The 26,482-nt window shown below is 54.2% G+C and carries 26 protein-coding genes, 2 tRNA genes and 1 other annotated feature; of the genes, 14 read left to right on the top strand and 14 right to left on the bottom strand.

All coding sequences use genetic code 11. The features are described 5' to 3' along the window. The first annotated feature begins 15 nt into the window (after window positions 1–15). Window positions 16–1,782 (top strand): aminopeptidase P family protein, encoded by a 1,767-nt coding sequence (locus AC0TNG_RS07165; protein WP_473713362.1) that lies wholly within the window; start codon window positions 16–18, stop codon window positions 1,780–1,782. A gap of 140 nt (window positions 1,783–1,922) precedes the next feature. Here AC0TNG_RS07165 and AC0TNG_RS07160 read toward each other — a convergent pair. Together AC0TNG_RS07160 and emmdR are read right to left on the bottom strand one after the other, a co-directional pair. Then, window positions 1,923–1,998, bottom strand: a tRNA-Asn gene (locus tag AC0TNG_RS07160). Between the two features lie 103 nt (window positions 1,999–2,101). Beyond that, window positions 2,102–3,556 (bottom strand): multidrug efflux MATE transporter EmmdR, encoded by a 1,455-nt coding sequence (gene emmdR / locus AC0TNG_RS07155; RefSeq protein WP_139210916.1) that lies wholly within the window; start codon window positions 3,554–3,556, stop codon window positions 2,102–2,104. Between the two features lie 161 nt (window positions 3,557–3,717). Here emmdR and AC0TNG_RS07150 point away from each other — a divergent pair. After that, window positions 3,718–3,793 (top strand) — tRNA-Asn (locus AC0TNG_RS07150). A 53-nt stretch (window positions 3,794–3,846) separates the two neighbouring features. Beyond that, window positions 3,847–4,182 (top strand): gamma-glutamylcyclotransferase family protein, encoded by a 336-nt coding sequence (locus AC0TNG_RS07145; protein WP_024908066.1) that lies wholly within the window; start codon window positions 3,847–3,849, stop codon window positions 4,180–4,182. A gap of 47 nt (window positions 4,183–4,229) precedes the next feature. Here the strand turns inward: AC0TNG_RS07145 and AC0TNG_RS07140 are convergent, their stop codons facing one another. The 4 genes from AC0TNG_RS07140 to dacD all read right to left on the bottom strand — a co-directional run bounded on the left by AC0TNG_RS07140 (window position 4,230) and on the right by dacD (window position 7,634). After that, on the bottom strand, window positions 4,230–4,565 hold the full coding sequence (locus tag AC0TNG_RS07140) for a DUF496 family protein (protein ID WP_008499467.1): 336 nt from the start codon (window positions 4,563–4,565) through the stop codon (window positions 4,230–4,232). 158 nt (window positions 4,566–4,723) lie between these two features. Next, window positions 4,724–5,782 carry an FUSC family protein gene (locus AC0TNG_RS07135; protein WP_024908067.1) on the bottom strand — a complete coding sequence of 353 codons (1,059 nt, stop codon included), beginning with the start codon at window positions 5,780–5,782 and terminating at the stop codon, window positions 4,724–4,726. Window positions 5,783–5,874: 92 nt separating this feature from the next. Then, window positions 5,875–6,348, bottom strand: coding sequence for a DNA gyrase inhibitor SbmC (gene sbmC / locus AC0TNG_RS07130; protein ID WP_024908068.1), 474 nt, complete (start codon window positions 6,346–6,348; stop codon window positions 5,875–5,877). A gap of 119 nt (window positions 6,349–6,467) precedes the next feature. Then, window positions 6,468–7,634 (bottom strand): serine-type D-Ala-D-Ala carboxypeptidase DacD, encoded by a 1,167-nt coding sequence (dacD, locus tag AC0TNG_RS07125; RefSeq protein WP_032646438.1) that lies wholly within the window; start codon window positions 7,632–7,634, stop codon window positions 6,468–6,470. A gap of 198 nt (window positions 7,635–7,832) precedes the next feature. Here dacD and sbcB point away from each other — a divergent pair, with 198 nt between their 5' ends. Continuing rightward, window positions 7,833–9,269: an exodeoxyribonuclease I gene (gene sbcB, locus AC0TNG_RS07120; RefSeq protein ID WP_425340243.1), complete on the top strand. Its 1,437-nt coding sequence runs from the start codon at window positions 7,833–7,835 to the stop codon at window positions 9,267–9,269. A 122-nt stretch (window positions 9,270–9,391) separates the two neighbouring features. Here sbcB and plaP read toward each other — a convergent pair whose 3' ends face one another. From plaP to AC0TNG_RS07100, 4 genes are all read right to left on the bottom strand, one after another. After that, window positions 9,392–10,750 carry a putrescine/proton symporter PlaP gene (plaP, locus tag AC0TNG_RS07115; protein ID WP_008499462.1) on the bottom strand — a complete coding sequence of 453 codons (1,359 nt, stop codon included), beginning with the start codon at window positions 10,748–10,750 and terminating at the stop codon, window positions 9,392–9,394. Further along, entirely contained in the window at window positions 10,740–10,802 is a 63-nt protein-coding gene (yoeI, locus tag AC0TNG_RS07110; RefSeq protein WP_100245854.1) for a membrane protein YoeI, read from the bottom strand. The genes plaP and yoeI overlap by 11 nt, the downstream gene beginning before the upstream one ends. Before the next feature lie 219 nt (window positions 10,803–11,021). Continuing rightward, window positions 11,022–11,951 (bottom strand): LysR substrate-binding domain-containing protein, encoded by a 930-nt coding sequence (locus AC0TNG_RS07105; RefSeq protein ID WP_024908071.1) that lies wholly within the window; start codon window positions 11,949–11,951, stop codon window positions 11,022–11,024. Window positions 11,952–11,992: 41 nt separating this feature from the next. Further along, on the bottom strand, window positions 11,993–12,817 hold the full coding sequence (locus tag AC0TNG_RS07100; protein ID WP_024908072.1) for an SDR family oxidoreductase: 825 nt from the start codon (window positions 12,815–12,817) through the stop codon (window positions 11,993–11,995). Between the two features lie 175 nt (window positions 12,818–12,992). On the opposite strand from AC0TNG_RS07100, the gene hisL reads away from it, so the two are divergent. The 9 genes from hisL (at window position 12,993) to hisIE (ending at window position 20,209) form a co-directional block, all read left to right on the top strand. Then, entirely contained in the window at window positions 12,993–13,043 is a 51-nt protein-coding gene (gene hisL / locus AC0TNG_RS07095; RefSeq protein ID WP_001364200.1) for a his operon leader peptide, read from the top strand. After that, window positions 13,019–13,142, top strand: a sequence feature (His leader region). (Overlaps the previous gene by 25 nt.) A 45-nt stretch (window positions 13,143–13,187) precedes the next feature. Then, window positions 13,188–14,087, top strand: coding sequence for an ATP phosphoribosyltransferase (hisG, locus tag AC0TNG_RS07090; protein ID WP_000886595.1), 900 nt, complete (start codon window positions 13,188–13,190; stop codon window positions 14,085–14,087). A 5-nt stretch (window positions 14,088–14,092) separates the two neighbouring features. Then, entirely contained in the window at window positions 14,093–15,397 is a 1,305-nt protein-coding gene (gene hisD / locus AC0TNG_RS07085) for a histidinol dehydrogenase (RefSeq protein WP_473713361.1), read from the top strand. Continuing rightward, window positions 15,394–16,455, top strand: coding sequence for a histidinol-phosphate transaminase (hisC, locus tag AC0TNG_RS07080; protein ID WP_473713360.1), 1,062 nt, complete (start codon window positions 15,394–15,396; stop codon window positions 16,453–16,455). Before hisD ends, hisC begins: the two co-directional genes overlap by 4 nt. Continuing rightward, window positions 16,452–17,519 carry a bifunctional histidinol-phosphatase/imidazoleglycerol-phosphate dehydratase HisB gene (hisB, locus tag AC0TNG_RS07075; protein ID WP_157189424.1) on the top strand — a complete coding sequence of 356 codons (1,068 nt, stop codon included), beginning with the start codon at window positions 16,452–16,454 and terminating at the stop codon, window positions 17,517–17,519. The genes hisC and hisB overlap by 4 nt, the downstream gene beginning before the upstream one ends. Beyond that, window positions 17,519–18,109 carry an imidazole glycerol phosphate synthase subunit HisH gene (gene hisH, locus AC0TNG_RS07070; RefSeq protein WP_021241433.1) on the top strand — a complete coding sequence of 197 codons (591 nt, stop codon included), beginning with the start codon at window positions 17,519–17,521 and terminating at the stop codon, window positions 18,107–18,109. The genes hisB and hisH overlap by 1 nt, the downstream gene beginning before the upstream one ends. Next, window positions 18,109–18,846, top strand: a complete 738-nt coding sequence (gene hisA / locus AC0TNG_RS07065; protein ID WP_148769857.1) for a 1-(5-phosphoribosyl)-5-[(5-phosphoribosylamino)methylideneamino]imidazole-4-carboxamide isomerase — start codon at window positions 18,109–18,111, stop codon at window positions 18,844–18,846. The genes hisH and hisA overlap by 1 nt, the downstream gene beginning before the upstream one ends. Beyond that, window positions 18,828–19,604 carry an imidazole glycerol phosphate synthase subunit HisF gene (gene hisF / locus AC0TNG_RS07060; protein WP_473713359.1) on the top strand — a complete coding sequence of 259 codons (777 nt, stop codon included), beginning with the start codon at window positions 18,828–18,830 and terminating at the stop codon, window positions 19,602–19,604. Before hisA ends, hisF begins: the two co-directional genes overlap by 19 nt. Next, a complete protein-coding gene (hisIE, locus tag AC0TNG_RS07055) occupies window positions 19,598–20,209 on the top strand; it encodes a bifunctional phosphoribosyl-AMP cyclohydrolase/phosphoribosyl-ATP diphosphatase HisIE (protein ID WP_061714813.1) in 612 nt (203 codons plus the stop codon). Before hisF ends, hisIE begins: the two co-directional genes overlap by 7 nt. Window positions 20,210–20,249: 40 nt before the next feature. Here hisIE and wzzB read toward each other — a convergent pair whose 3' ends face one another. Further along, window positions 20,250–21,230, bottom strand: coding sequence for an LPS O-antigen chain length determinant protein WzzB (wzzB, locus tag AC0TNG_RS07050; protein ID WP_473713358.1), 981 nt, complete (start codon window positions 21,228–21,230; stop codon window positions 20,250–20,252). A gap of 193 nt (window positions 21,231–21,423) precedes the next feature. On the opposite strand from wzzB, the gene AC0TNG_RS07045 reads away from it, so the two are divergent. After that, window positions 21,424–22,428, top strand: coding sequence for an NAD-dependent epimerase (locus tag AC0TNG_RS07045; protein ID WP_473713357.1), 1,005 nt, complete (start codon window positions 21,424–21,426; stop codon window positions 22,426–22,428). Between the two features lie 51 nt (window positions 22,429–22,479). On the opposite strand, the gene ugd is transcribed toward AC0TNG_RS07045, so the two are convergent. The 3 genes from ugd to AC0TNG_RS07030 all read right to left on the bottom strand — a co-directional run bounded on the left by ugd (window position 22,480) and on the right by AC0TNG_RS07030 (window position 26,481). Beyond that, window positions 22,480–23,646, bottom strand: a complete 1,167-nt coding sequence (gene ugd / locus AC0TNG_RS07040) for a UDP-glucose 6-dehydrogenase (RefSeq protein ID WP_473713356.1) — start codon at window positions 23,644–23,646, stop codon at window positions 22,480–22,482. 226 nt (window positions 23,647–23,872) lie between these two features. Then, complete coding sequence (gndA, locus tag AC0TNG_RS07035; RefSeq protein WP_024908082.1) at window positions 23,873–25,279, bottom strand: NADP-dependent phosphogluconate dehydrogenase; 1,407 nt, start codon at window positions 25,277–25,279, stop codon at window positions 23,873–23,875. A 101-nt stretch (window positions 25,280–25,380) separates the two neighbouring features. Continuing rightward, on the bottom strand, window positions 25,381–26,481 hold the full coding sequence (locus AC0TNG_RS07030; RefSeq protein WP_473713355.1) for a glycosyltransferase family 4 protein: 1,101 nt from the start codon (window positions 26,479–26,481) through the stop codon (window positions 25,381–25,383). Window position 26,482 lies beyond the last annotated feature (1 nt).

The following is a 26,482-nucleotide window of genomic DNA, read 5'->3' as shown; positions in this document are numbered from 1 at the left end:
CAATAAGGAATAAACATGACCAGCACATCTCCGCTCTCTGTCCTGCGCCACTGGCTCGAGGCTAGCCATCTCGACGGGATAATCGTCCCGCGTGCGGATGCCTGGCAGAGCGAATACTGCGCGCCATACGACGAAAAGCTGGCCTGGCTGACGGGCTTTGACGGTTCGGCCGGCGTGGCGCTGGTGCTGAAAAACAAAGCGCTGCTGTTCGTCGACGGGCGCTATCAGGTTCAGGCTCGCGTTCAGGTCAATACGGATGAGGTTGAGATACACCACCTGCACAACGAGCCGCTGGCAGAATGGCTGGCGGAAAACGTGGAGGCCGGGACGCGCATCGGTTTTGATCCGCTGCTGATGACCAACTCGGAGTTTGAGCAACTGTCTGCCACGCCGTGCGAGCTGGTTCCTCTGAAGGCCTCGCCGTTTGACGCCCTATGGACTGACCGCCCTGCCGCACCGGCGGGGCTTATCCGGGAAATGCCGGTTGAACACAGCGGTGAAAGCAGCGAGGACAAACGTCTGCGCGTCGCCGCCGTGCTGGCCGCAAACAATGCCGATTATCTCGCCGTTACGCTGCCGGATAACATTGCCTGGCTGCTGAACGTGCGTGGCGCGGATATCCCTTACAGCCCGGTACCGCTCTCCTTTGCCCTTCTTGATCGTGACGGTCGCGTTGAGTGGTTTGTTAACGACAATAAGCTCAGCGCCCTGCCAGCAGAGGTGCGCAATGCGTTTACCATTGCGCCGCAGGACGCTTTTATCGAACGCTGTCAGCAGATTGCTGCAGGCAAACGGGTGATGATTGATGCCGATTCCGCGCCGGTGGCTCTGCGCTTCGCCATTGAGCCACGGGGAGAAATTGTCTGGCGGACTGACCCCATCACCCTGATAAAGGCCACCAAAAACCCGGTTGAGCTGGCAGGTTATCGCGAGTGTCATCACCAGGACGGTGCCGCCTGGGTCAACTTCCTGGCCTGGCTGAGCCGCGAAGTGCCGCTGCGCGAGGCGGCAGGGAATCCGCTAACAGAGCTGGAAGTTCAGGCGCAGCAGCTTGCGTTCCGTCAACAGCAGCCTGGGTTCATCGAGCAGAGTTTTGCAACCATCTCCGCCTCTTCGAGCAATGCAGCGATGTGCCACTATCATTCGAGCGAGGCCAGCAACAAGCCCATCGGTCATGATCATTTTTACCTGAACGATTCTGGCGGCCAGTATGTGAATGGCACCACCGACGCTACGCGCACGCTGGCATGGGGTAAGGTCGATCCGCAGCAGCGCCTTCACTACACCGCCGTGCTGAGAGGCTTCCTGTCGCTGATTACCCTGCAGTTCCCTTCCGGGACTCAGGGGCATCAGCTGGATGCCTTCGCGCGTCGTCCGCTGTGGGAAATGGGGCTGGATTACGATCACGGCACGGGACATGGCGTGGGACACCAGTTGCTGATCCATGAGAACCCGCATCGCATCGCCAAAAAGGTCAACCCGTGGCCGCTGGTGGTGGGCAATATAATGACGATTGAACCGGGCTACTATCTGGGCGACAGCCACGGTATTCGTATTGAAAACCAGGTGGAGATTGTGGAGAGCCGTCCAGGATTCTGCAGGTTTGCCTCGCTGACGCTGATCCCGATCGACTTAAGTCAGGTTGAGCTGCATTTGCTGAGTGAGCAGGAGAAGCAGTGGCTGGATGCGTATCACCAGCAGGTACGCGAGGCGCTGTCACCTCTGGTGAACAGCGATGCGCGTCCGTGGCTGATTGAGGCGACGGCGCCGATTAGTTTGTAATTTCGTGCGGTCTGGTGCCCTCACCCCACCCCTCTCCCACGGGAGAGGGTGCACACTAAAAACGGCAACAAGGTTGCCGTTTTGCATTTACCTTGCGCAGAAAAGCAAAAAGCCTGCTTTAAAAGCAGGCTTTTCAAATTTGGCTCCTCTGACTGGACTCGAACCAGTGACATACGGATTAACAGTCCGCCGTTCTACCGACTGAACTACAGAGGAATCGTGTGAACGGGGCGCATATTATCGATGCCTCCCCGGGATGTCAAAGGCAGAATGCATATTTCCGATCGTTTGCCGAATTATTCTCCATTTCGCGCAATTGTCAGGCATTTTTTCGCGGATATTTCCACAGCCAGCGCCCGCTGACCATCCGCCAGTAGAACAGCGCGCCCCGCACGGCCCAGTCGAGGAACATCCCCAGCCATACGCCGACCACTCCCCATCCGAGCATCACCCCGAGCGTATACCCCGCCACGACGCGACATCCCCACATGCCTAGCATCGACACCCACATCGCAAAGCGGGCATCGCGCGCGCCCTTTAGCCCGGCGGGCAATACCCATGAGGCCGCCCAGATGGGCATAAAGGCCGCATTGAGCCAGATGAGGATCTTAACGACCTCTTTAACGTCGTCTTCGTGGGTATAGAACGAAGCCATCAGCCCGGCAAACGGGGCGGTTCCCCAGGCAATCACAGTCAGTCCAATGGTCGACAGCCAGAAGACGTGCCGCAGCTGTCGCTCCGCCTGGCCTATCTGCCCTTTCCCGAGCCGTTTCCCGGTGATGATGGTTGATGCAGAGCCCAGCGCGTTACCCGGCAGGTTAATCAGCGAGGCAATGGAGAAGGCGATGAAGTTACCGGCAATCACGTCGGTGCCCATGCCGGCGACAAACATCTGCGTCAGCAATTTCCCGCCGTTAAACAACACCGACTCAATGCTTGCAGGAATACCGATCCCCATCACTTCCCAGATAATGGCGAAATTAAAGGGGCGGAAATAACTTTTCAGCGTCAGACGTAGCGAGGGAGTGATCCCCGCCATCAGCACCCCGATGATGGCTGCCGCACCGATATAGCGTGAAATGGTCAGCCCCAGTCCGGCGCCGACGAACCCCAGCCCGTCCCATGAGAACACACCGTAGATCAGCACGCTGCTAATAATGATATTCAGGATATTCATTCCGCCGTTGATCAGCAGCGGAATTTTGGTGTTGCCCGCCCCGCGCAGCGCACCGCTACCAATCAGGGCGATGGCCGCCGCCGGATAGCTGATGACGGTCATCTCAAGATAGGTCAGCGCCAGGTCTTTAACCTCATTCGTGGCCTCCCCGGCGACAAAGTCGATAATCTCTTTGCCGAAATAGTGGATTACCGCCGCCAGAACAATTGAAAAAATGGTCATGATCATCAGCGACTGGCGGGCCGCCTCGCGTGCACGTTTGGGGTCCAGCTTGCCGAGGCTAAAGGCCACCACCACCGTCGTCCCGAGGTCTATGGCGGCAAAGAACGAAATCACCACCATGTTAAAGCTGTCCGCCAGCCCCACCCCGGCCATCGCCTCTTTCCCCAGCCAGCTCACCAGGAAGGTGCTCAGGACTCCCATCAGCAAAACGCAGGTATTTTCCAGGAAGATAGGCACGGCAAGAGGGGTGATTTCACGCCAGAAGAGAACCCGATAGCTTTTACGTTTTGCATACCATGGCGTGCGCACGATCGCCTGGCGTAAGGAGGCAGTAACGTTCAAAATGGACCTTAGCGAGAAAAGTTGAAACTCCATTTCAAATGATGGGGGAGAAATGCTCATCCTGCAAAGTATTTTCCGGAAAAAGATGTGTGGAATTACAACAAACTGACGACAGAATCAGCAATCAGTCGATTTTCCCTAAGATCAGGTTTGACAAAACTTTTTTCGCCGCTAAGATAAGCCTCCACAACGATTCCTCTGTAGTTCAGTCGGTAGAACGGCGGACTGTTAATCCGTATGTCACTGGTTCGAGTCCAGTCAGAGGAGCCAAATTTAAAAAGCCTGCTTTTAAAGCAGGCTTTTTGCTTTGCGGATGAGGGAAAATGAACGCTCTGTTTGTCTACGGCACGCTGCGACCGGGCCACTCTAATGCGCATATTCTTGAAAAGATTGGCGGCGAATGGCTGGCCGGTTCCGTATCCGGTACGTTTTACGAACGCGGCTGGGGCGCTGCGGCGGACTTTCCGGGGATCGTGCTCCACCCTAACGGACCCCGCGTCGAAGGCTATCTGTTTATCTCTGATAGCCTTGCCGCACACTGGCCAATGCTGGATGAGTTTGAAGACGGCTACGATCGGGTTGAGGTCACGGTGACCACTGCTGAAGGCAAGCAGGTCCAGGCCTGGATTTATCAGCTACAGCCCCATTCTGCGTCATAAAAAAAGGCTCTCTGTCACCAGAGAGCCTTTTTCACTATTCGCTGCGATTACTCGCTTTTTGCTTCGCCGTTTTTGATTTCGCCCATCACTTTCAGCTTCTTGGAGATGTCGCGACGCTCTTTGGACAGCTCAGCGTTTTTGATGATGTAGTCATCAACACGGTCTTCATAGTCGCTCTTCATGCTGGCGATGATGCCCTGAATAGCTTCAACGCTCATGCCTGGCTTGATGTAGTCGCTCAGGTTGTCGAGCAGCAGAACACGTTTCTGGTTGTCACGGATCTTCTTCTCAACGTCCTGGATTTCACGCTGCAGTTTGTTTTTGCGGCGGAACAGGCGGACGAATTCCAGAACATCCTGGAACGAAGGCTTGGTAGTTTCCATTTTTACACCCCTGATAATGTGAGATTCGGATTCGTTAAGGCAACCGTTGTAACAATAACCTTACTGACAGCGGCTGCGAATGACAATGAGTATATCGTTTAAAGCTATCATAACCCCAATTGCTGCTGAATCGAAGCAGCAGCCGTCACATACGCCTTTTATTTGCGCAGCGCCCGGCAAATCAGGTGCGATAACAGCTCAAGCTGCCGCGCCAGTTCCATGCTCAGCCAGACGTAGCCATGAATAGGCGTTTCCGCCACGTTATCGCTCTGGCGTTCATTGATTAACTGCTTCAGCTCCGCGACAATCTCGTTCAGTCGCTCGCTGTTGGCCAGTATCGGCTGCGGGTTCCCTTCATAGAGCGCATGAGCGATGGTCAACAGCGTTTGCTGCGTCATCTGCTGGGTCTCTTTGAGGGTCTGCGCGTTAAGCATCAACAGATGACTTGGGCGCGTGGCCCAGTGTGCGTTGATTTGCAGCTCAAGCATGCAGACCAGATTGCGGCTTACCGTCTGGATGGCTTCAAAAATCGATTTCTGAATATGGGTTTCTTTGCTGGCGGGCGTGATCAGGCCGCGCATTTTGACCACGTCGTTAAGGATGGTCTGCAGGTGCTTTTCCAGGCGCGGGCGTTCAACCAGATTCGGGGAAAAACCGGCTTGATAGACGCGGTTAAACGCGGTGACGTAGCTGGCCATCTGAATACGCCAGTGCAGAAAAGCACGCTGCGGCCAGATACCGGTGAAGAGCATCGCCAGCAGTGAACCCAGGATGACATCCCCGCTTCGCCACAGCGCCGTGGTCATATCCCCGGCGGGCGCACCGACCACCACCGCGAGCGTAATACCGATCAGCAGCGCCTGATACGGCTTTTTACCCAACGCCAGCCAGCCGCACAGGAACATGGCGGCACCGCACCATGCCAGCATCACCGGAAACGAGATAAGCTCCAGCTTGAGGGCGATAAGCCCCAGAGCCGAACCTAACACGGTCCCGCCAATGCGCTCCAGGGCGCGCGGAACAACGTTCCCCCAAAACGAGATGGGCCCCATCACCACCACCAGCGTGATCAGCGGCCACGTCCCTTCCGGAACATCCAATAAACGCACCAGTACAAACGTCAGCACGAAAGCCAGCGCGATGCGGCATCCATGCACCACGCGGTAGTGTTTGTACAACCGAATTTCAAAAGGGGTTAATGATTTGTCGGGACGCACACCCGCTCTCCAGCTACACGGCAAATCACAATTGTACTGTGTTTTCGGCCGGGCGGATCGCTCCCGGCTGAAAAACCCTTCACTTAGCAGGCTTAAACCGTTTTATGCTCTACCGCGATATACATTTCGATATCCCAGTAACCGTCCGCATTGCCGTCATTGAGATAGCGTTCGAAGCAGGGTTTGAGCGCCATCTGGTACTTATTGTCCTGCAGCAGGGAATTGAAGAACTGATACCACGGCGTGGCGAAGTCGTAGTTTTCCACGCGCGCCGTCGCCACGGCATAATCCCCGGCCGCGATTTCCGTCATCATGACGCCTTCGCTGTTTTCCGGGATAACGAAATCATCCGGTACCGTAACGGCCGTATCACAGCGCAGTTTTTCTGGCGGGACTTCATCCGGGTTATCGTAGTAAACCGCCACCCACTCCAGCGGCTCAATGTGACGCCCATCGACCCACATCACCAGCTGTTCAAAGCCTTGTTTTACCGTTTGTTCCCACGGTCCGACCAAATGAAAACCGGCAATCTTACGTTTCTGTTGCTGCTTAATGCTGTAGTCCATGCTGCCTCCGCTTATTACTGTATATTTATACACTATAAAACCGGATTACTATTATCAGCAAACGAGGAGTGTTTATTATGTGAGCAGACTCGCAACCCTGCCAGTCTGCTCATCTGCCGTTAGAGCGTGTGGTGCAGATAATCGCTCAGCCGAGAGAACAGGCCGCCTTTATCAACGGCTTCCAGCGTCACCAGCGGCCAGTGCGCCACCACTTTGTCGCGGTCGTAGAGCTGGATCTCCCCGACCCGCTGGTGCGCGGCGATCGGCGCTTCCAGCTCTTTTTTATCCAGTACGTATTTGGCTTTGATGTTAGGCACTTCCGCTTTCGGCAGGGCCAGCCAGAAGTCCTGGTCGGTACCCAGTTTCACCTGCTCCTTATCGCCGTACCAGATCCGCTCTGTCCCCACTTTTTTACCGCTATGCAGGATCTGCACTGTATCGAAATTCTGCTGCCCCCAGTGCAGCAGTTTCCGGGCCTGGTCTTCGCGCCCTTTCGGACTGTCCGCCCCCATCACTACCGCGATTAACCGGCGCTGGCCGTCAACGGCGGACGCAATCAGGTTAAAACCCGCCCCCGAGGTATGCCCTGTTTTCAGCCCGTCCACGTTCATGGTTTTATCCCACAGCAGGCCGTTACGGTTTTGCTGGGTGATCCCGTTCCAGGTCAGGCTCTTTTCGCTGTACATATGATAAAACTCGGGCTCACCGTGGATGATGGCGCGGGAGAGTACGGCCAGGTCATAGGCCGAGCTGTGCTGGCCCGGCGCATCCAGCCCGTGGACGGTTTCAAAATGCGTATCGCGCAGGTTCAGCTTCTGCACGTAGTCGTTCATCATCTTCACAAACTGCGGCTGACCGCCCGCCACGTGATCGGCCAGCGCCACGCATGCGTCGTTGCCGGAGTCGACAATCAGGCCGCGGCTTAAGTCGCGCACGGAGACGCGATCGCCTTCTTTCAGGAACATCAGCGATGAACCGTCAAACACCGGGTTCCCTTTTGCCCAGGCATCGCGCCCTACGGTGACGATGTCGTCCGGGGTAATGCGGTGGCTATCAATGGCCCGATCCACCACATACCCCGTCATCAGCTTGGTCAGGCTCGCCGGATTGCGTTGTTGATGTTCGTTGCCCGCCGTTAAGATCTGACCAGTCGTGTAATCCATCAGCACCCAGGAGCCAGCCTGAATGGCCGGAGGCTGCGGCGAAAAATCCAGTGGTTCGGCCGCAAAAGCAGATGAGACACTCGAAGCGAGTAAAGAAACAGCAATAAACAGACGGCGTTTCAACGGTATATCCTCAGGTCATTAAAAATCGATGACCTTTTTACGGGAGTTCTGATGTCGTTACCTGGCTTAATTGCAAAAAAATGTGACAGAACGCAGATTTTTCTCTGAAGCTGGCGCGCAAATCTGCAACGTGGAGGTGCTTTTTATTCGGTCTCGACCGCACGATCGTTTACCATAGTGACGTCATTTTTTAACAGGATGGTATTACTGGTGTCTGACTCTGCCGCTCGCCCGACTTTTTTATTTCATGACTATGAAACCTTTGGCACTCACCCGGCGCTGGACCGACCGGCGCAGTTTGCCGCCATCCGTACCGACGACGAATTCAACATCATTGGCGAGCCAGAGGTCTTTTACTGCAAGCCTGCGGATGACTATCTGCCGCAGCCCGGCGCGGTGATGGTCACCGGGATCACTCCTCAGGAAGCGCGGGAAAAAGGCGTTAACGAGGCAGAATTCGCCCGACGCATCCACGACCTGTTTACCGTCCCCAATACCTGCGTGGTCGGTTACAACAACATCCGCTTCGATGACGAAGTGACGCGCAATATCTTCTATCGTAACTTCTACGATCCCTACGCCTGGAGCTGGCAGAACCGCAATTCGCGCTGGGATTTACTCGACATCATGCGCGCCTGCTACGCCCTGCGTCCCGAAGGCATTAACTGGCCGGAAAATGAGGAAGGGCTGACCAGCTTCCGGCTGGAACACCTGACCCGCGCCAACGGTATTGAGCACAGCAATGCTCACGACGCGATGGCCGACGTCTATGCCACCATTGCCATGGCGAAGCTGGTGAAAAGCGCGCAGCCACGACTGTTCGAGTATCTGCTGAGCCACCGCAGTAAACAGAAGTTGACCACGCTGATTGATGTGCCGCAGATGAAGCCGCTGGTGCATATTTCCGGCATGTTTGGCGCCTGGCGCGGTAATACCAGCTGGGTCGCCCCGCTGGCCTGGCATCCGGACAACCGCAATGCGGTGATTATGGTGGATTTGGCCGGCGATATATCGCCGCTGCTGGAGCTCGACAGCGATACCCTGCGCGAACGGCTGTACACGCCGAAGAATGAACTCGGCGATCTGCCTGCGGTGCCGGTCAAACTGGTGCATATCAATAAATGTCCGGTCCTGGCGCAGGCCAATACGCTGCGCCCTGAAGATGCAGACAGGCTGGGCATTAACCGGCAGCACTGCCTCGATAACCTGAAAGTGCTGCGCGAAAACCCGCAGGTGCGCGAGAAGGTGGTCGCCATTTTTGCCGAAGCCGAGCCGTTCGTACCGTCAGAAAACGTGGATGCCCAGCTCTATAATGGTTTCTTCAGCGATGCCGATCGCGCTGCAATGAATATCGTTCTGCAAACCGAGCCGCGTAACTTACCGGCGCTGGATATCACCTTCGCCGATAAACGCATTGAAAAGCTGATGTTTAATTATCGCGCGCGTAACTACCCGGGAACCCTGGATGAAGCAGAGCAGGAACGCTGGCTGCAGCACCGTCGCAACGTCTTTACGCCAGAGTATCTGCACAGCTACGCCCAGGAGCTGGAAATGCTTTATGGCCAGTATGAAGGGAATGCTGAGAAACAGGCGCTGCTGAAATCCCTGTTCCAGTACGCGCAAGAGATAGTTTGATCGATGGGTATAAAAAAGCCGGAGGCGATGTCTCCGGCTTTTTTTTGCCCGGTGGCGCTTCGCTTACGCGGGCCTACGGGGTATGTAGGTCGGGTAAGGCGTAGCCGCCACCCGACACAGTCTTACGCGACGTCTTCGTACTGAGGAACCGGGTTACGGAAGCTCTTCGTGACGCAGGCCAGGTAAACCAGGCCGATACCCGCCCAAATCAGGCCAAGCACCATCGAGCTCTCTTCCAGGTTAACCCACAGCGCACCTACGGTCAGGGCACCACACATCGGCAGGAACAGATACTGGAAGTGATCTTTCAGCGTCTTGTTACGCTTTTCACGGATCCAGAACTGAGAGATAACCGACAGGTTTACAAAGGTAAACGCCACAAGCGCACCGAAGTTAATCAGCGCCGTTGCCATCACCAGGTCAAAGTTAATCGCCAGAAGCGCGATCGCACCGACCAGGATAATGTTCATCGCCGGGGTACGCCATGTTGGATGCACGTAGCCGAAGAAGCTTTTCGGGAATACGCCATCGCGGCCCATTACGTACATCAGACGCGCAACGCCTGCATGAGCGGCCATACCGGACGCCAGTACGGTGATGGTGGAGAAGATCAGCGCGCCGACCTGGAACGCTTTACCCGCCACATAGAGCATGATTTCCGGCTGAGACGCATCCGGATCCTTGAAGCGAGAGATATCCGGGAAGTACAGCTGCAGGAAATAGGTCGAGAAAATAAAGATCAGACCGCCAATCAGCGCCGTCAGGAAGATGGCGCGCGGGATCACGCGCTCTGCATCTTTCGTTTCTTCAGACAGGTTGCTGATCCCGTCAAAACCGGTAAAGGAGAAGCACAGAATGGTTGCCCCGGTAATCATCGGGATCACATGCGCATCACCAGACCAGAACGGTTTGCTGCTCGCCAGCGTGCCAGCGCCTTCACCGTGGAACACGCCATAGATCACCATGCCAAGAATAACGGCAATCAGGACAACCTGAAGCACAACGATAACGGAGTTAAAGTTGGCAACGGACTTGATGCTGCGCAGGTTAAAGGCCGTCATAAAGGCCACCAGCGCCACGACGAACATCCAGGAGGGAATCGACGGCACCAGCGCTTCAAAATAGATTTTTGCCAGCAGAATGTTGATCATCGGCGCGAACAGGTAGTCGAGCAGCGAAGACCAGCCCACCATAAAGCCAACCGTCGGGCTGATGGATTTCTGGGCATAGGTGTAGGCGGATCCGGCAGACGGATAGCGACGCACCAGCTTACCGTAGCTCAGCGCAGTAAAGAGGATCGCAATCAGCGCGAAGCCGTAAGCCGTCGGCACATGACCGTCGGTGAGGCCCGATACGATACCGAATGTATCGAACAGCGTCATTGGTTGCATATAGGCCAGGCCCATCATAACAACCGGAATCAACGTAAGCGTTTTACGTAATTCCACGCGAGAGGTGTTTGGAGTTGCGTTATGCGACATAGTTAATCTCCTTTACGGTGATAACCGCCACGTAAGCGAAAAATTGCCCCATTTCTTTCTTCCTCAGCGACAACAACTGTCGGATTTTAGTAAATATCTATCCGGTACGAAGCCCGGCCTCTTGGTTTTTAGTTTCGTTTCGTACATGCAAAAAAAAATAACCGACGCCTTTTATATCGTCGATTATTCATTTGGTTGCAGCGGCGGCATTTTGCCCCACATCGGATACAAAAGGCAATACTTTGCAACGCAGCGGGTAATTTTCTTTTTCCTAACTGGCTGATTTCTCGACACTGCCCTGAGCATATACAGCGGCGATAGCACTATTTGCTAAAATTTCGTCCCGCCACCAGGCGCTGGCCAGCCCGGAGGTCTGTTCATTCCAGCCCACCCATACCGATTCATGGCTGTTTTGAGCAAGTACCTGTTTTTCAACAAGCGCACCGCTGTCAATGTACCGCTGTGCCAGATAGCGGGGTAAATAGCCGCAACCCAGGCCGCTGATTTGCAGCTCCAGCTTGGTTTTAAAGTCGAAAACGGTGATAGCCTCCTGCTCGTCAAGCAGCTGCGAGGAAACCGCACATTCCGGACGAGAGCTGTCCCCCACCACAATCGCGCGGTAGCCTTTAATCACGCGGCGGTTAAGCGGCTCAGGCTCCTGAGCCAGCGGATGATGGGGCGCCACGGCGAACACCTGCTCCAGCACGCCCAGACGCGCAAAACCAAACTCGCTCAACTGGGGAGGCTCGTGGAGTGCACCGACAAAAATATCCGCCCTGCCCTGGGTTAAGGCATCCCAGGAGCCTCCCAGCACGCCGTTTATAAAAATGAGTCGGGTCACGCTGTGGTGTTGATAAAAGGCTTCAATCAGCGGCGTCAGGAGAGAAAAGGGAAAGGTATCATCCACGCCAATCACCAGCTCGTTTTCCCAGCCCTGGTGGAGTTTTACGGCCTGTTTTTCGAGTTCACGAACGGTATGGAGGACTTCGCGTCCCTTTTCCAGCAGCATTTGCCCGGTACGGGTAAACCGCGCGCGGTGCCCAGAGCGATCGAGGATCTGGATATTGAGATCGCTTTCCAGTTTTTGAACGGTATAGCTCAACGCAGATGGGGTTTTGTAGAGCTTTGCCGACGCAGCGGCAAAGCTCCCCTCTTTTTCCAGTGCATCCAGAATAATAAGAACATCCAGCAGCGGTTTCATGCTCGCCCCCTTCTGGTGTGCGATCGTCTCCGCTGCGGGACTTATTCCATGGGCATCACCAGCGGATCGGGATACTGATACTCAAACCCCAGCTCATGACAAATGCGATTGCCATCAACAATTTTGCCTTTACTGTCATCCTTTGCCTCACCAAAGACCGGCGGCGCCAGGCCCAGCTGACGTGCCATCAGCGGGTAAAACGTGCTGCGCGCCGGATGAGACGGTGCACATATATTATAGATGTGTCCACCTTTCGGAGCCTGTAAGAGTAGCTCAATCGCGGCAACAACATCGTCAAGATGCACAAGATTGACAACATGCTGGCCATCTGGCGCAGACTTCCCGGCGAAAAAGCGTCCCGGATGACGGCCAGGGCCCACCAGCCCCGCCAGACGTACGATATCAACCTGCGTGCCGGGAAGATTATGCAGCCAATCTTCCAGCTCTTTCAGAACCTGACCGCTGGCCGTAACGGGACGGCGCTCGGAACTTTCTTTCACCACGCCCTCAACCTCACCATAGACCGAGGTCGAGCTGGTAAAAATGATGCGGGGAACATGGTGCGCCAGCGCGCTGTCGACAATCTCCTGCATCGCCTGCAGATAAAACGACTCGCCCGGGCCACTGCGCCGTGCGGGGAGAGTGATCACCAGCGCATCGACGTTCATCAGCGTGTCCAGGTCGTCAGCGTCACACACCAGTTCCGGTTCAAGACGCAGTTCAACGCCATCAATACCGCACATGCGCGCTGCCTCTACCCCATCCGCCGTGGTTTTGCTCCCGGTCACCTGCCAGCCTTTCGCGGCTAATGACATCGCCAGCGGCATTCCCAGCCATCCTAAACCGACAATCGCGACCTTTTTCATGCGAATTCTCCTGACTCTCACTCGTCTTTTATAAGGCTACGCCAGCCCGGCAGAACACACAATTCATAGCATCAATATGAAATGAATTAATGATCAAAAAAAGCCCTTGCAATATGTCGTACAACTGGTTTACGTTAAAAGACATCAAATGAATAAGCATTCATCGAGAATTTATATGACACGCGTTCAATTTAAACACCACCATCATCACCATCATCCTGACTAGTCTTTCAGGCGATGTGTGCTGGAAGACGTTTGGATCTTCCAGTGGTGCATGAACGCATGAGAAAGCCCCCGGAAGATCTTCTTCCGGGGGCTTTTTTTTGGACCGAATTCAGACAGGTTAAAACAGGTTAACGAGGAATAAAGAATGTTAGATAACTCACGTTTACGCATAGCTATTCAAAAATCAGGCCGTTTAAGTGACGATTCACGCGAACTGCTGGCCCGCTGCGGGATTAAAATTAACCTGCACACCCAGCGCCTGATTGCTCTGGCTGAAAACATGCCCATCGACATTCTGCGCGTGCGTGATGACGATATTCCCGGCCTGGTCATGGATGGCGTCGTTGACCTCGGCATCATCGGGGAAAACGTGCTGGAAGAAGAGCTGCTGACCCGCCGCGCGCAGGGCGAAGACCCGCGTTACTTCACCCTGCGTCGTCTGGACTTCGGCGGCTGCCGCCTGTCGCTGGCGACGCCGGTTGATGAAGCCTGGGACGGCCCGGCCGCGCTGAACGGCAAACGTATCGCCACCTCCTACCCTCACCTGTTAAAGCGTTATCTGGATCAGAAAGGCGTGCAGTTTAAATCCTGTCTGCTGAACGGCTCTGTTGAAGTGGCCCCGCGTGCGGGTCTGGCGGACGCCATCTGTGACCTCGTCTCTACCGGCGCGACGCTGGAAGCGAACGGTCTGCGCGAAGTGGAAGTGATCTACCGCTCCAAAGCGTGCCTGATTCAGCGTGACGGCGAGATGGCCGACGCTAAGCAGCAGCTGATCGACAAACTGCTGACCCGTATTCAGGGCGTAATTCAGGCGCGTGAATCCAAATACATCATGATGCACGCCCCAACCGAGCGTCTGGATGAAGTCATTGCCCTGCTGCCGGGCGCCGAGCGCCCAACCATCCTGCCGCTGGCGGGCGATCAGCAGCGCGTGGCGATGCACATGGTGAGCAGCGAAACACTGTTCTGGGAAACCATGGAAAAACTGAAGGCGCTGGGCGCAAGCTCCATCCTGGTGCTGCCGATTGAGAAGATGATGGAGTAATGGCCATGAGCTTTAACACAATCATCGACTGGAATACCTTTAGCGACGCACAGCAGCGCGAGCTGCTGATGCGTCCGGCGATTTCCGCCTCAGAGAGCATCTCACGCACCGTGGCGGAGATCCTGGATAACGTCAAAGCCCGCGGCGATGACGCACTGCGGGAATACAGCGCAAAGTTTGATAAGACGGAAGTCGGCGCATTACGGGTAACCGAGCAGGAAATCATTGATGCCAGCAATCGTCTGGGCGATGACATCAAGCAGGCGATGGCCGTTGCGGTGAAAAATATTGATACCTTCCACACCGCGCAAAAGCTGCAGACCGTAGATGTCGAAACCCTGCCCGGCGTGCGTTGCCAGCAGGTCACCCGCCCGGTTGCGTCCGTCGGCCTCTATATTCCTGGCGGCTCTGCCCCGCTTTTCTCCACCGTACTGATGCTGGCGACTCCCGCACGCATTGCCGGGTGTCAGAAAGTGGTGCTTTGCTCACCGCCACCGATTGCCGACGAGATCCTGTACGCGGCGAAGCTGTGCGGCGTGCAGGCGGTATATAAAGTTGGCGGCGCGCAGGCGATTTCCGCCCTGGCGTTCGGCACAGAATCCATTCCCAAGGTCGACAAAATCTTTGGCCCTGGCAATGCGTATGTGACCGAAGCTAAGCGCCAGGTCAGCCAGCGTCTGGACGGTGCGGCCATCGATATGCCTGCCGGCCCGTCTGAGGTGCTGGTGATTGCCGACAGCGGCGCCACGCCGGACTTCGTGGCGTCTGACCTGCTTTCCCAGGCGGAACACGGCCCGGACTCGCAGGTCATCCTGCTGACGCCAGATGCCGATATGGCAAAACGCGTAGGCGAAGCCGTGGAGCGTCAGCTTGCCGATCTGCCCCGCGCCGACACGGCACGCCAGGCGTTAGCGGCCAGCCGCCTGATTGTGGCGCGCGACCTGGACCAGTGCATTGCCATTTCTAACCAGTACGGCCCGGAGCACCTGATTATTCAGACCCGCAACGCGCGCGATCTGGTCGACAGCATTACCAGCGCGGGCTCGGTGTTCCTCGGCGACTGGTCACCGGAGTCTGCGGGCGATTACGCCTCCGGCACCAACCACGTGCTGCCAACGTATGGCTATACCTCAACCTGTTCCAGCCTGGGCCTGGCGGATTTCCAGAAACGCATGACCGTGCAGGAGCTCTCCCGCGAAGGGTTTGCGTCACTGGCGTCTACTATTGAAACCCTGGCCGCCGCCGAGCGCCTGACCGCCCACAAAAATGCCGTTACGCTGCGCGTTGCAGCCCTGAAGGAGCAAGCATGAACATTGAAGAATTAGCCCGCGAAAATGTCCGTCGCCTGACGCCCTATCAGTCTGCGCGTCGTCTGGGCGGTAAAGGGGATGTCTGGCTGAACGCCAACGAATATCCAACAGCGGTGCAGTTTGAGCTGTCGCAGCAAACGCTGAACCGCTATCCGGAGTGTCAGCCAAAAGCGGTGATTGAAAACTACGCGCAGTACGCGGGCGTGAAGCCGGAGCAGGTGCTGGTCAGCCGCGGCGCGGATGAAGGCATTGAACTGCTGATCCGCGCCTTCTGCGAGCCGGGCAAAGATGCGGTGATGTACTGCCAGCCGACCTACGGCATGTACAGCGTCAGCGCGGAAACCTTCGGGGTGGCGTGCCGCAACGTGCTCTCACTGGAGAACTGGCAACTGGATCTGCAGGGCATTGCCGACAATCTTGACGGCGTAAAGGTCGTGTTTATCTGTAGCCCAAACAACCCCACCGGACAGATTATCAACCCGCAGGATATCCGAACCCTGCTGGAGATGACGCGAGGCAAAGCGCTGGTGGTGGCCGACGAAGCCTACATCGAGTTCTGCCCGCAGGCGACGCTGGCAGGCTGGCTTGAAGAGTATCCGCACCTGGTGGTGCTGCGTACGCTGTCGAAGGCTTTCGCCCTCGCGGGCCTGCGCTGCGGCTTTACGCTGGCCAATAAAGAGGTCATCGACCTGCTGCTGAAGGTGATCGCTCCGTACCCCCTCTCCACGCCGGTTGCCGACATTGCCGCACAGGCGCTGGCGCCGCAGGGCATCAACGCCATGCGTGAACGCGTGGCGCAAATTCTGGAAGAGCGTCAGTACCTGGTGACGGCCCTGAAAGATATCCCGTGCGTGGAGAAGGTGTTCGACTCGGAAACCAACTACATCCTGGTGCGCTTTACCGCTTCCAGCGCCGTATTTAAATCTTTATGGGATCAGGGCATTATCTTACGAGACCAGAATAAACAACCTTCTCTGAGCGGATGCCTGCGCATTACCGTCGGCACCCGTGCAGAGAGCCAGCGCGTGATTGACGCCCTGAAAGCGGAGAAAGTATGACCCAGAAGATCCTTTTCATCGATCGTGACGGCACCCTTATTTCGGAGCCACCAGCTGATTTTCAGGTCGACCGATTCGACAAGCTGGCGTTCGAACCTGACGTAATCCCGGTGCTGCTTAAGCTGCAAAAAGCCGGATACAAGCTGGTGATGATCACCAACCAGGACGGTCTTGGCACCGACAGCTTCCCGCAGGCAGACTTTGACGGCCCGCATAATCTGATGATGCAGGTTCTGACCTCTCAGGGTGTGGTTTTTGATGAGGTACTGATTTGCCCTCACATGCCGGCCGACGATTGCGACTGCCGTAAGCCAAAGGTGAAGCTGGTCGAGCGCTATCTGGCGGCGGATGTGCTGGATAAGGCCAACAGCTATGTCATCGGCGATCGTATCACCGATATTACGCTCGCGGAAAACATGGGCATCGCGGGGCTTCGCTACGACCGCAACAACCTTAACTGGGCGATGATTGGCGAACAGCTGACAAAACGTGACCGCTACTCGCACGTTGAACGTAACACCAAAGAGACACAGATTGATGTGAAGGTCTGGCTGGACCGCGAAGGCGGCAGCAAGATCCACACCGGCGTCGGTTTCTTCGACCACATGCTGGACCAGATTGCCACCCACGGCGGTTTCCGCATGGAGATCACGGTAAAAGGCGACCTTTATATTGACGATCACCACACCGTGGAAGATACCGGCCTGGCGCTGGGCGAAGCTCTCAAGCTGGCGCTTGGTGATAAACGCGGCATCAACCGTTTTGGCTTTGTCCTGCCGATGGACGAGTGTCTGGCGCGCTGTGCAATGGATATTTCAGGTCGTCCGCACCTGGAATATAAAGCAGACTTCAATTACCAGCGCGTGGGCGATCTGAGCACCGAAATGGTGGAGCACTTCTTCCGTTCATTGTCCTACACCATGGGCCTGACGCTACACCTGAAGACCAAAGGCAAGAACGACCACCACCGCGTAGAGAGTCTCTTCAAGGCCTTCGGCCGAACGCTGCGCCAGGCAATCCGCGTGGAAGGTGACGCCCTGCCCTCATCAAAAGGAGTGCTGTAATGAACGTGGTGATTCTGGATACCGGATGCGCCAACCTGAACTCCGTAAAATCGGCCATCACCCGCCACGGCTACGAGCCGGTGGTCAGTCGTGACCCGGACGTGGTGCTGCGTGCCGACAAATTATTTCTGCCGGGCGTAGGCACTGCGCAGGCCGCGATGGATCAGATTCGCGAGCGCGAGCTGGTCGATCTGATCAAAGCCTGTACCCAACCGGTGCTGGGCATTTGCCTGGGTATGCAGATCCTGGGCCGCCGCAGCGAAGAGAGCAACGGCGTTGACCTGCTGGGCATTATCGACGAAGACGTGCCGAAGATGACCGACCACGGTCTGCCTCTGCCGCATATGGGCTGGAACCGCGTGTACGCCAAAGCGGGCGACAGGCTTTTTCGCGGCATTGAAGACGGCGCGTATTTTTACTTCGTACACAGCTACGCCATGCCGGTGAACGTGAATACGATCGCCCAGTGCACTTACGGCGAAGCGTTTACGGCGGCCGTACAGAAAGACAATTTCTTCGGCGTGCAGTTTCACCCGGAGCGCTCTGGCGCCGCAGGCGCGCAGCTGCTGAAAAACTTCCTGGAGATGTGATGATTATTCCCGCTTTAGATTTAATTGACGGCACGGTTGTCCGTCTCCACCAGGGCGATTACGGCCAGCAGCGAGACTACGGAAACGACCCGCTGCCGCGTCTGCAGGATTATGCCGCCCAGGGTGCGCAGGTGCTGCATCTGGTGGATTTGACGGGCGCGAAAGATCCGGCGAAGCGCCAGATCCCCCTGCTGAAAAATCTGGTCGCCGGTGTTGATGTGCCGGTACAGGTTGGCGGCGGCGTGCGTACGGAAGATGACGTTGCGGCGCTGCTGGACGCGGGCGTAGCGCGCGTGGTGGTCGGTTCAACCGCCGTGAAAGAGCCAGAGACCGTAAAAGGCTGGTTCCGCCGCTTTGGCGCCGACGCGCTGGTGCTGGCGCTGGATGTTCGTATTGATGAACAGGGTAATAAGCAGGTGGCGGTCAGCGGCTGGCAGGAAAACTCCGGCGTGACGCTGGAAGCGCTGGTCGAGATGTATCTCCCCGTCGGCCTGAAGCACGTGCTGTGCACGGACATCTCTCGCGACGGTACGCTGGCGGGCTCCAACGTCTCGCTGTATGAAGAGGTCTGCGCGCGTTATCCGCAGGTGGCGTTCCAGTCTTCGGGCGGAATTGGTGATTTAAACGATATTGCCGCGCTGCGCGGAACGGGCGTACAGGGCGTGATTGTTGGCCGGGCCCTGCTGGAAGGTAAATTTACGGTGACGGAGGCGATTCAATGCTGGCAAAACGGATAACCCCTTGCCTGGACGTACGTGACGGTCAGGTCGTGAAAGGCGTGCAGTTCCGCAACCACGAGATCATTGGCGACATCGTTCCGCTGGCAAAACGCTATGCTGATGAAGGCGCAGACGAGCTGGTGTTCTATGATATTACCGCGTCCAGCGATGGCCGCGTAGTCGACAAAAGCTGGGTGGCGCGCGTGGCGGAAGTGATCGATATTCCGTTCTGCGTGGCGGGCGGGATTAAATCCGCAGACGACGCCGCCAAAATTCTCTCGTTTGGTGCCGACAAGATTTCCATCAATTCCCCTGCCCTGGCCGACCCGGAGCTGATCACCCGCCTGGCCGATCGTTTTGGCGTGCAGTGTATTGTGGTTGGGATCGACACCTGGTATGACGCCGCAACGGGCAAGTACCACGTCAATCAATACACCGGAGATGAAAGCCGCACCCGCGTGACCCAGTGGGAAACGCTCGACTGGGTGCAGGAAGTGCAGAAGCGTGGCGCGGGCGAGATTGTCCTCAACATGATGAACCAGGACGGCGTGCGTAACGGTTACGATCTGGAGCAGCTCAAAAAAGTCCGTGCGGTCTGCCACGTTCCGCTGATCGCCTCCGGCGGCGCGGGCACCATGGAACACTTCCTCGAAGCCTTCCGCGATGCCAACGTGGACGGTGCGCTGGCCGCGTCCGTTTTCCACAAACAGATTATTAATATTGGTGAGTTAAAAACGTACTTGGCCGACCAGGGCGTGGAGATCAGGGTATGTTAACAGAGCAACAACAGGCGCAGCTGGACTGGAAAAAAACGGACGGATTACTGCCGGTAGTTGTCCAGCATGCCGTCTCAGGCGAAGTGCTGATGCTGGGGTATATGAACCAGGACGCGCTGGAAAAAACGATCGACAGCGGCAAAGTGACGTTTTTCTCGCGCACGAAACAGCGTCTGTGGACCAAAGGGGAAACCTCGGGTCATTTCCTGAATGTGGTCAGCATAACGCCTGACTGCGATAACGACACCCTGCTGGTGCTGGTCAATCCGATCGGACCGACCTGCCACAAGGGCACCAGCAGCTGCTTCGGTGAGACGAGCCACCAGTGGTTGTTCCTGTATCAACTGGAACAGCTGCTGGCAGAGCGTAAAACAGCGGATCCCGAAAGTTCCTACACCGCGAAGCTGTACGCCAGCGGAACCAAGCGTATCGCACAGAAGGTAGGAGAAGAAGGCGTTGAGACCGCGCTGGCCGCGACGGTGCATGACCGCGAGGAACTGACGAATGAAGCGTCTGATTTGATGTATCACCTGCTGGTGCTGCTGCAGGATCAGGAGCTGGATTTGACGGCGGTGATAGAGAATCTTCGTAAGCGTCACAAATAAAAAAACCGGGGTATATCCCCGGTTTTTTTTAATCTGCAAATCAGGCTGTTGGTTTGTAGTTGCGTAAGGCGTTACGGCCAAGTACCACACCTGAACCAATCATTCCACCCAGCAGCACGGCAAGAATCAGAATCATAGCTTTTTTCGGGCTATCGCGGCGGACAGGCAGATCCGGCTTCATGACGTAACGATATACGTGGATCGTATCCGGGTTTACATTGAGATTCTGGATGTCCAGCAGATTTCGCTTGGTCTGGTAATAGGCTGTTGGGAAGACCAACGGACGAGAAGCCTCATTGTCAATCATCGATTTCAGCCCCTCACTTCCCAGCAGGAACAACGTTTCCTGCGTGACATCCTGGGTTTGCTGGAGCTGTGGAGAGGTAATTTTCGCGGCCTCAGCATTCTTCAGCGCCTCAGCAATCTGTTTGATACGAAGATCTTTTTGTTCCTGCGCGACCTTCTCCTGGTTTTGAAGTGAATCATTCAGAGTCTTGATCTGCTCCTTAATATTGTCCTTAAGATCCAGGGCCAGTTCTTTTGCGGTCTGCTCATCGACTTGCTGAATGTACTGCGCCAGCTGCTTTTGAGCCGCTTCTGCAGAGGTACTGGTGTAGGAAACACTTAGTGGTAGCGGCTGTGCAGTCGAGGTCGGAGCGATGGTCAGTTTTTCAGGATCCTCCTGATTCTCAAGCGCCTGAGATAATGCCGAGAACGAAGAATTAAAACGGCCAATCGCGCGCGTTTGAATGTCGAGCATCGAGGGTGCAGCACTACCGTAGAGAATGTTCAATGCATTTGAATAGGTCGCTATCTGGGCAGCGTCAGGCTGCGCAATGATCGCACTGGAGGTCCATTTCTCCTTTGCGACAGAGAGATACCCAATTGCCAGGGCGATAAAAACAACAACAAAGGTTGCTATCACCCACTTCCCACGCCACAGCTGCAGCATTAAATCAAGTAAATCAATTTGCTCAGGGTCATTGCTTCGGCTGACCTGGCTATTGTTGTTTTGCGTCATACAATCCCTAACAGATTAAAAAGGGCAAACATAATATTGTTTGTACAGTTTATCCATTACTGGCGATTTTTCTATAAGAATCCGATGAGTTAAATCGGAAAGATGGGTTATGTAACTTCGCCCCTTCGCGCTATCATAGACGTCATCTGATGCGCAATCGCATCTGTAAGAATATGGGTTTATGAGGGAAGTTATGAAATTTTTGGTAACGGGTGCAGCTGGGTTTATCGGTGCGAATGTCAGTAAACGCCTCCTTGAGGCCGGTCATCAGGTTGTTGGTATTGATAACCTCAATGACTACTACGATGTCAACCTGAAGCTGGCGCGCCTGGAACTGCTAAAATCTGAGGGTTTCACCTTCCACAAGCTGGAGTTAGCCGACCGCGAAGGTATGGCAGCGCTTTTCGCGCGCGAGAAGTTCGATCGCGTGATTCATCTGGCCGCACAGGCGGGCGTACGCTACTCCCTTGAAAACCCTCACGCGTACGCGGACGCCAACCTTATCGGCCATCTCAACGTGCTGGAAGGCTGCCGCCATAATAACGTTCAGCATCTTCTGTATGCCTCATCCAGCTCCGTATATGGCCTCAACCGCAAGATGCCCTTCTCGACTGACGATTCCGTGGATCACCCGGTATCACTCTATGCCGCGACCAAAAAAGCCAATGAGCTGATGTCGCATACCTATTCGCATCTGTACAACTTGCCAACCACCGGCCTGCGTTTCTTCACCGTGTACGGCCCATGGGGGCGCCCGGACATGGCGTTATTCAAGTTTACGAAGGCGATGATTGAAGGCAAAAGCATCGATGTCTATAACTACGGTAAGATGAAGCGCGACTTCACTTACATTGATGATATTGCTGAAGCGATTATTCGCCTGCAGGATGTTATTCCCCAGCCTGACTCAAACTGGACCGTTGAGACCGGGTCACCTGCAAGCAGCTCAGCGCCTTACCGGGTTTACAACATCGGCAATAGTTCACCAGTAGAGCTGATGGACTACATCACCGCTCTGGAAGAGGCCCTGGGTAAAAAAGCGGAAAAAAATATGATGCCACTCCAGGCCGGGGATGTTCTGGAAACCAGCGCCGATACCCAGCCACTTTATGACGCGATCGGATTTAAACCACAAACCTCGGTTAAAGATGGGGTGAAGAACTTCGTTGACTGGTACCGCGATTTCTACAAAGTCTGAAAATAAAAACCCGGCAACTCAGCCGGGTTTTTTATAGGATAAAGAAGAGAATCAGTCGCTACCAAACAGATCGCGGGTATAAACCTTATCCGCCACGTCAGCCAGCTCTTCCGCCATGCGGTTTGAAATGATGACATCGGCTTCTCTCTTAAATGCGTCCAGATCGCGGATCACCCGTGAATTGAAGAACTGATCGTCCGGCATGGCAGGCTCATAGATGACAACCTCAACCCCTTTCGCCTTAATGCGCTTCATGATCCCCTGAATAGAAGAAGCGCGGAAGTTATCGGAGCCACTCTTCATGATCAGACGGTATACGCCGACGACTTTCGGTTGACGCGCAAGGATGGAATCGGAGATGAAATCTTTACGTGTGCGGTTAGCATCAACAATCGCCGATATCAGATTGTTCGGCACAGCTTGATAGTTTGCCAGCAGTTGCTTAGTGTCTTTTGGCAGACAGTAACCACCGTAGCCAAATGAAGGGTTGTTGTAGTGATTACCAATGCGCGGATCGAGACACACCCCTTCAATAATCTGACGGGTGTTCAGCCCAAGACTCTCTGCATAGCTGTCGAGCTCATTGAAATAAGCCACTCGCATTGCCAGATAGGTATTCGCGAAGAGCTTAATCGCCTCAGCTTCAGTGGAGTCGGTAAACAACACCTGAATATCTTTCTTAAGCGCCCCTTCCTGAAGCAGAGCAGCAAAACGCTCAGCACGCTCAGAGCGTTCGCCAATAACAATACGCGAAGGATGCAGGTTATCGTAAAGTGCTCTCCCCTCGCGCAGGAACTCCGGCGAGAAGAAGATGTTATCAATCCCAAGCTTCTCTTTGATGGATTTGGTAAAACCGACAGGAATGGTCGATTTAATGACCATTACCGCATTAGGGTTGATCGCGATAACGTCTTTGATCACCGCCTCTACCGTTGAGGTGTTGAAGTAGTTGGTTTTAGGATCGTAGTCAGTAGGCGTCGCAATGATGACGTAATCCGCATCGCGATATGCATCTTCTTTGTCAGTCGTGGCGCGGAAATTCAGCGGTTTATTGCTGAGATAGTCCTGGATTTCTTTGTCGACAATCGGAGATTTTTTCTGATTGAGCATATCCACTTTGGCCTGCACGATATCCAGCGCAACCACTTCATGATTCTGAGCAATCAGAATGCCGTTAGAGAGACCGACGTATCCTGTTCCGGAGATTGTAATTTTCATTCGCTAATGACTTCTGTAAGTTAACTGTACTGATGGCCCCCAGGCCATCGCGATAAACATAACTGTTGGGCTTTGTACCTCCTGGCAAACTGGACTGTCAAGGCAAACCAGGAGTAATCACTGCGAGGGGGATGAGATTCAGACTACTTCGAGTAACAGGCGGCAGTTTTTGCATAAAAAAACCCGGAGACGAGCTCCGGGTTGCGATGACAGCGAGCGTGTTAACTCATTCCATCCATTCGGTATGGAATACGCCTTCTTTATCAGTGCGCTTGTAGGTATGCGCGCCGAAGTAGTCACGCTGGGCCTGAATCAGGTTAGCAGGCAGAACGGCCGCACGGTAGCTGTCGTAGTAGGCTACTGCAGCAGAGAAGGTTGGAACCGGAATACCGTTCTGAACAGCGTAGGCAACCACGTCACGCAGCGCCTGCTGGTATTCGTCCGCAATCTTCTTGAAGTACGGTGCCAGCAGCAGGTTAGCGATACCGGCGTTTTCAGCATAGGCATCGGTGATTTTCTGCAGGAACTGGGCACGAATGATACAGCCCGCACGGAAGATCTTCGCAATCTCACCGTAGTTCAGGTCCCAGTTGTTCTCGTCTGATGCCGCACGCAGCTGAGAGAAGCCCTGCGCGTAAGAAACGATTTTACCCAGGTAAAGTGCACGACGCACTTTTTCAACGAATTCGGCTTTATCGCCTGCTGGTTTAGCCTGTGGGCCAGACAGCACTTTAGACGCCGCGACGCGTTGCTCTTTCAGAGAAGAGATGTAACGCGCGAAGACAGATTCGGTGATCAGAGACAACGGTTCGCCCAAGTCCAGAGAGCTCTGGCTGGTCCATTTACCGGTACCTTTGTTTGCTGCTTCATCCAGAATCACATCAACCAGGTATTTACCCTCTTCATCTTTCTTCGTGAAGATATCTTTGGTGATGTCGATCAGGTAGCTGTTAAGCTCGCCTTTGTTCCACTCGGTGAAGGTTTCAGCCAGCTCTTCGTTAGAGAGGTTCAGACCGCCTTTCAGCAGGGAATAAGCTTCAGCGATCAGCTGCATGTCGCCGTATTCGATACCGTTGTGCACCATTTTCACATAGTGACCTGCACCGTCCGCACCGATATAGGTTACGCAAGGCTCACCATCTTCAGCCACGGCTGCGATTTTGGTCAGGATAGGTGCAACCAGTTCGTATGCATCTTTCTGGCCGCCAGGCATGATGGAAGGGCCTTTCAGCGCGCCCTCTTCACCACCGGAAACACCGGTACCGATGAAGTTGAAGCCTTCTGCGGACAGTTCACGGTTACGACGAATGGTGTCCTGGAAGAAGGTGTTACCGCCATCAATGATGATGTCACCTTTTTCAAGGTAAGGCTTCAGGGAGTCGATAGCGGCATCGGTGCCTGCGCCCGCTTTCACCATTAACAGGATACGACGAGGCGTTTCCAGAGACTCAACGAACTCTTTCACCGTATAGAAAGGAACCAGTTTCTTGCCTGGATTCTCGGCAATCACTTCTTCGGTCTTATCACGGGAGCGGTTGAAAACGGAGACGGTATAACCACGGCTTTCGATGTTGAGCGCCAGGTTGCGCCCCATCACTGCCATACCGACGACGCCGATCTGTTGCTTGGACATTACATACTCCTGTCAGTTTGGATAAGCATTGGCTATTTTTTGCGCAGCCAATCAGCAATAATCAATGTATTATATACTGTAAATGCTATGCAATGAAAAATTCAAGCGTTATAAAGTTTAGCAACTGCGTCATTACGCTTCTTAAGGGTATAATTTTCCTCAACATATTTTCTGGCATTTTTAGAGTGTTGTCTAAGTAAGTCATTATTTAGACAATACGCTTTGATTAAATTAGATAATGCTAAAGAATCACCCTTCTCAAACAGATAACCATTATACCCATCCTTAACCAAATCATTGTTCCCCGGTATATTTGTAACAAGACAGGGTAAACCACAGCTCATAGCCTCCAAAATAGCTAACGGCATACCTTCCCAAAGTGACGGTAAAACAAACAAATCATACTGCGGAAGAATTTCAGCAATATTACTCTGCCAACCTAAAAATTTTATTTTATCATGATGATTGGCAGTTAATGTTCTTAATTCCTCCATCAATTCACCATCACCAACGAAACTGATGCTGATATCAGCTCCGCTTTCTAGCAAATCTTTAGCGGCTAAAAGAAGGGTTTTGGGATCCTTCTGAGGCCAAAGCCTACCAACCATAATAATTTTTAGACTTTCATTTCCAGAGGATGAAATACACGGCGAGAATTTATGGATATTAACACCATTAGGAATAACATGGACTTTTTCGCTTGCATAACCTAACTTGTTAATTGCAATCTTTTTATCTTGTTCATTTAAAACTATGAGTTTATCTGTGAAAAATTTGGCAAGCCACTCCATGAAAAAAAACACATAGTAGGATTTTTTTGAAGTTGCTGCTGGAAAGGCATATCCATGTACGGTATGAATCACTTTCGAAACCCCACCTAGTTTTGCAGCAATGCGACCAAGAACACCTGTTTTTGATGAGTGTGTATGAACAATGTCAAATTTCTTTGCATGAATTAATTTATATAAACTAAAAAGTGCCAAGAAGTCTTTAGACAACGAAAGCTGTCGACAAAATCTCGGGATAAAGAAGCAAGGGATGTTCATTTTATTCAATTCTGTTGTAAGAGGTCCCTCAGTAGCACAAACCAATGAATATTCAAAATCATTATTCATCTGACCTATTTCATCAAGACTTACTCTTTGCACCCCGCTTAATAGCGGAAGTAATTGCACATGTAGCACTTTAAGTTTATGTTGCATA

The sequence above is a fragment of the Enterobacter sp. PL_is514 genome (genome assembly GCF_055816715.1).
The sequence above is the reverse complement of the archived record's forward strand: the minus strand, read 5'-3'. Positions and strand labels throughout refer to the sequence as shown.